We start from the raw sequence: 4,521 nt of genomic DNA, 5'->3' as shown, positions 1-4,521 counted from the left end.
AGCGCGGCGATCTCGGGGAGCTGCATCAGGCCGAAGGCGGGCTCGAACACGCCCGCGGCGATGGGCAGGGCGATCGCGTTGTAGCCGATCGCCCAGCCGAGGTTCTGCCGCGTCTTGCGCAGTGTGCCGCGGCCGATGTGCAGCGCGGCGGGCACGTCGAGGGGGTCGGAGCGCATGAGCACGACGTCGGCGGTCTCGATGGCGACGTCGGTGCCGGCGCCGATGGCGATGCCCAGGTCGGCATGGGCCAGCGCGGGGGCGTCGTTGACGCCGTCACCGACCATGATCGCCGTGGAAGTGGCGAGACCGAGCGCGTCGTGGCAGGTGATGACCACGACGGTGATGGCGAACAGGATCGCGACGCCGAACGGCTCATCAGCGAGGAAGAACCAGGCGACGGAGGTGATCGCGCCGCCGATCACCCGCGTCAACAACCCTGCGGGTCAATACAGCTAGCCGCTGCCCGGGGGCCTTGGAGTTCTGGGCCTGCTGGACGAGCTTGACGATCTGCGCCAGGGCGGTGTCCGCGCCCACCCTGGTGGCGCGCACCCGTAGCGTGCCGTTGCGGTTGATGGTCGCGCCGATGACCGTGAAGCCCTGCTGCTTGTGCACCGGCGGCTCTCGCCGGTGACCATGGACTCGTCCACCTCGCTCTCGCCGTCCTCGACCACCCCGTCGACCGGGATCTTCGCCCCGGGACGGACCAGCAGCAGGTCTCCTTCGAGAACCTCGGCGGTGGGCACCTCGACCGGTTCGCCGTCGCGGATGACCACCGCTCTGGGAGGGGCCAGGTCGAGCAGGGCGCGGATGGCGTCGTTGGCGCCGCCGCGGGCGCGCATCTCGAAGTCGTGTGCCGAGGAGTGTGAAAAGCACACCAAGCACAGTCACTGCGCCATCTGTGCTCAGGCATGCCGTGCGTGTGAGCAGGCCTGCCGCGAGCTGCTCGCCACGCTGGGCTGAGCGAACACACCGGAAACGCGTCATCGAGGACGCGCCTCTTACCATCTCACTTCAGTAGACCGAGATGTGGGGGTGGTCGTAGTGGTTGGCCGTGATGCCACCGCGATCGGACATCATCGCCCAGGCTCCGCTACGGACATGCCAGATCCGCTGGCGGAAGATGATGTACATGATGCCCAGGCGCCGGGCGTTCTTGGTCGCCCACGTGGCGATCTCGTCGCCCCGCCTGGTCTCGGCCGCCGATGGCAGGGCTCCTCCACGGCTGAGCATGAAGTCGCAGGCGCGGCCCAGCGGGTGCTCACCGCCACCCTGGACGCCACCGTCGACCCGGTAGCACCCGATCCCGAACTGCGGGCCGAACCGTTGTGCGATCAGCTGCCGGACCAACCGCATCCGAGGCGTGATGTTGTCGGGCCCCGACGGCAACTGGGGAACCCACGTCCCGTCGGCGCTTCTGGCCCCCGGGGTCGGATAGAGCAGGTCGATTCGGTCCTTGATCCTGTCGATCAGCTTCTCGGCCCGGTCCTTTTGGACGTCGAGCTCCTTGAGCGACTCGCGTAGTTCCGTGGCACGTTTCTCCGCCGACGTCTGCGCTCGGCGGTGAGCGTCGCGAGCCTTCATGAACTGCTGCAGCTTGGCGTCCTGCTCGCTCATGAGCTGCTGGGTGAGCGCCAGGCCATTCAGCATGGCGGTGGGATCGACGTCGCTCACCAGTGCGGAGGCCGCCCCGATCCCGCCGGTGCGGTACTGCTCGGCGGCCAGAAGACGGATCTCTCCCGCGGCCCGCTCGAAGTCCTGCTGCGCCCGCCGCAGGTTGCCGCGGGCCACCTTCTCCACCTTCTCCACCTTCTGCAGCTCGACCCGTCCCGTGTAGTACTCGGAGATCATGGTCTCTGACCGCTTCTGCAGCTCCGCCAGCTCCTTACGGAGTTCCTTGGCGGTGGGCTTGGGCTCGGTATGGCCTGCCGAGGCCACGCCCACACACATGACCACAGCGACGAACATCGAGACCAGAGCTCGAAATATGCTAGGACGCCGAATCCCACGGGACGCAGCCGTCACGCTTCTCCTCTCCCCGAAGTAGGGGGCCGCCTGTCGTGTGACGCCCCGTACTGAACTCCCTCCGATGGAGGCTAGTAGGTGATCCTGCACCAGCAGGACCATCGCGCCAAATCCGGCATGCAGTGCCCTGTACGAGGGCTTTCTTCGGCAGGTTCCCCTCCTTCCGGGCATTTCTTCTACTATGCTCAATCGTTACCGGCCGGTGATCTGTCTTCGAGGAAGGTGACCGGCCGGACGCCGAATCCTCACGGCCTCAGGCTGCGGGAACCGGGAACCCAAGTTCCAGTGGGGTGAATCCGCGACGCGCACCGCGGTAGGGCGGCTCCTGGCCCGACCCCGTCAGCTAACCCGGTAGGCGGTCGAGGAGAGGGGCGAACCGCCAACCGATGGATCCAATCGCTGAAGATCTGCTCGACGTGGTACGACCGGAACTCGGCTACCGGGAGAAGGACGACCAGTACACCAAGTTCGGCGCGTGGTACGCGGCCAACATCGATCCGGCCCCCCAGTTCAAGACCGCCCCCTGGTGCGACATGTTCATCGCCTGGGCAGCCAACCGGGCGGGAGTCGAGAACTTCGTCGGCGAGTACGCGTACACCCCGGCCCACGCGGTCTGGTTCAAAGGACACAGACGGGATCGACCACGTCGGCCTCGTGGAGAAGGTCGAGGGCGGCAAGATCCACACGATCGAGGCCAACGTCGACAAGGTGTGGTTGAAGCGGAAGGTCCGCGACGAGAGCAAGGTCGTCGGGTACGGGCTTCCACGGAAGGTCAAATCGAGCACCGTCCCGGTGAGCAGGTTTCCAGCCGCGATGCCGACCCCGGACAAGGTGTTGTAGAACCCGTAGTAGATGCCGATCATGCGTTCCCCGCCGAGCGCGGCGATGGTCGCCATTTCGAACGGGTAGATCATCATGGTGGCCAGGCTGAGGAGGCAGGTCGTGATGAGCGCCGACGCCAATGCCACGGCATACGCGAGCCAGGAGGCAGCATTCAGATGCTGGGGAGCCAGTGAGGTGCTGAGCGCCGGCGGTACGAACGATGCGCCCATCAGCCACAGCCCCCGGGCCATCGCCTGCCCCGATGTCCATCGCGCCTTGGCCCACGCGGCGATGCGAACCTGTCCGATGGCCGAGCAGTGCGAAGAGGGCGAGGATCCACCGCCGTCCGGGCTCGGGCCCGGACGGCGGCGTCGGCGGTCAGCGGGGTGGGACCTGGCCGCCACTAATTACTATAGTTAATAGTAGATGTTTGTGCAGTGATTCATCAGCCTTCGATCTGACGGCCGGGCGGCTGTTCTACCCTGCGAGCCTTGACCATGCGATTCCTTCGCAGTGTCCCTATCGTTCACTTCCTGGTCACGATGTCAAGACCACTGCGTCATGCCGGCCGCTTATGCCCAGGTCGGGCAGGATCGCGAGCTCACGTCGTGTGTCTCGTGGCTGTTCGCTCCCACGGGGAGCTTCCTGCCCCATGTTCGCGCCGACTGTTCTACGATTATAGGTCGTAGGAAGATTGGAAAGGTCAGACCGCAAGCGCGAGGGGGGCGGACGATGGACGGCTCAGCCCGCCGGTCTACGTTGCTGGTGCTGTGCCGCTTTCTTCTGATCGCTCTGATTCTGGGCGTCGCCGGGATGCACACCCTGGGGCACCTGGACCACCGGCGGGGGCATGACGGCACGCCTGCCGCCTTCGGACACGCCTTTACCGCTGATCATGGAGTGCCGAAAGCACACACCGTGCTCCGTCCCACCCTGATGCCCCAGGCCGGGCAACTGGTCTCAGAGCGTGATGACACTCCTCCGGCCCTTGATCCGAGCTCCGTCTGCCTGGCCGTACTCACCTCGTTTCTCCTTCTCCTCATCGGTATGGCGCCCCTGTGGACGCGGCAGATCTCGCAGGCCCGATCGGCCGACGCCTCTCCGACGCTGCTCGTCGCCCGCCCGCCCCCGCGGAGGACGGCCCTACGCCTGGCGTGTCTCTCGGTTCTGCGCGTATAGGCCGATCGCCTCCGCGGACGGCATCAAAGATCCGCCCGCAGACGATCGGCACGCAGATACGACTGACCGGAAAGAGATAGTAGAGATGTTCACCAACCGATCCGCCTTTCGCAGGCTCGCACTGACCGCCACGGCGGGAGTCGGCGCTCTCGCGCTGCTCACCGCCTGCGGAGGCGGTGACGACGCGATGACCGGCCACACCGGCATGACCAGCAGTGCCCCCGCTCCCGCCACTACCGCAAGCCAGGAGCCGGAAGCCTCCTTCAACGAAGTCGACGTCACCTTCGCGCAGATGATGATCCCGCATCACGAGCAGGCCGTGGAGATGGCCAAACTGGCCGAGACCCGGGCCTCCGACCCGGAGGTGAAGGAACTGGCGGCGAAGATCAAGGCCGCGCAGGGGCCGGAGATCGCCACCATGACCGACTGGTTGTCCACCTGGAAGGCTCCCGCCCCGGAGGGCCACGGCGGGCATGTCATGCCCGGCATGATGACCGA

General features: G+C 66.3%; 4 protein-coding genes, 2 pseudogenes and 1 riboswitch. Of the genes and pseudogenes, 3 read left to right on the top strand and 3 right to left on the bottom strand.

Features of this window, described 5'->3' with window-relative positions:
• Window positions 1-284 (bottom strand): annotated as a pseudogene (locus tag ABT130_RS47090) (HAD-IC family P-type ATPase); the annotation flags it as partial.
• Window positions 285-375: 91 nt separating this feature from the next.
• A pseudogene (locus ABT130_RS47085) lies at window positions 376-743 on the bottom strand (P-type ATPase actuator domain-containing protein).
• Here ABT130_RS47085 and ABT130_RS47080 point away from each other — a divergent pair.
• Window positions 634-960 carry a four-helix bundle copper-binding protein gene (locus ABT130_RS47080; protein WP_502992253.1) on the top strand — a complete coding sequence of 109 codons (327 nt, stop codon included), beginning with the start codon at window positions 634-636 and terminating at the stop codon, window positions 958-960. The pseudogene ABT130_RS47085 and the gene ABT130_RS47080 sit on opposite strands and share 110 nt — an antisense overlap.
• A gap of 51 nt (window positions 961-1,011) precedes the next feature.
• Here ABT130_RS47080 and ABT130_RS47075 read toward each other — a convergent pair whose 3' ends face one another.
• Window positions 1,012-1,965 (bottom strand): coiled-coil domain-containing protein, encoded by a 954-nt coding sequence (locus ABT130_RS47075; protein WP_350966419.1) that lies wholly within the window; start codon window positions 1,963-1,965, stop codon window positions 1,012-1,014.
• A gap of 282 nt (window positions 1,966-2,247) precedes the next feature.
• A riboswitch (cyclic di-AMP (ydaO/yuaA leader) is annotated at window positions 2,248-2,396 on the top strand.
• Window positions 2,397-2,676: 280 nt separating this feature from the next.
• Here ABT130_RS47075 and ABT130_RS47070 point away from each other — a divergent pair.
• Both ABT130_RS47070 and ABT130_RS47065 read left to right on the top strand, forming a co-directional pair.
• Complete coding sequence (locus ABT130_RS47070; protein WP_350966418.1) at window positions 2,677-2,862, top strand: hypothetical protein; 186 nt, start codon at window positions 2,677-2,679, stop codon at window positions 2,860-2,862.
• 1,246 nt (window positions 2,863-4,108) lie between these two features.
• On the top strand, window positions 4,109-4,521 hold a 413-nt coding region (locus tag ABT130_RS47065; protein WP_350966417.1), incomplete at its 3' end, for a DUF305 domain-containing protein.

The sequence above is a fragment of the Streptosporangium sp. NPDC001681 genome, from assembly GCF_040298085.1.
GTDB lineage: Bacteria > Actinomycetota > Actinomycetes > Streptosporangiales > Streptosporangiaceae > Streptosporangium.
The sequence above is the reverse complement of the archived record's forward strand: the minus strand, read 5'-3'. Positions and strand labels throughout refer to the sequence as shown.

Bases quoted from the DNA above. Each gene is read 5' to 3' on its own strand.
- ABT130_RS47080 (WP_502992253.1), top strand. From the start codon at position 634: ATGGACTCGTCCACCTCGCTCTCGCCGTCCTCGACCACCCCGTCGACC.
- ABT130_RS47075 (WP_350966419.1), bottom strand. From the start codon at position 1,965: ATGTTCGTCGCTGTGGTCATGTGTGTGGGCGTGGCCTCGGCAGGCCAT.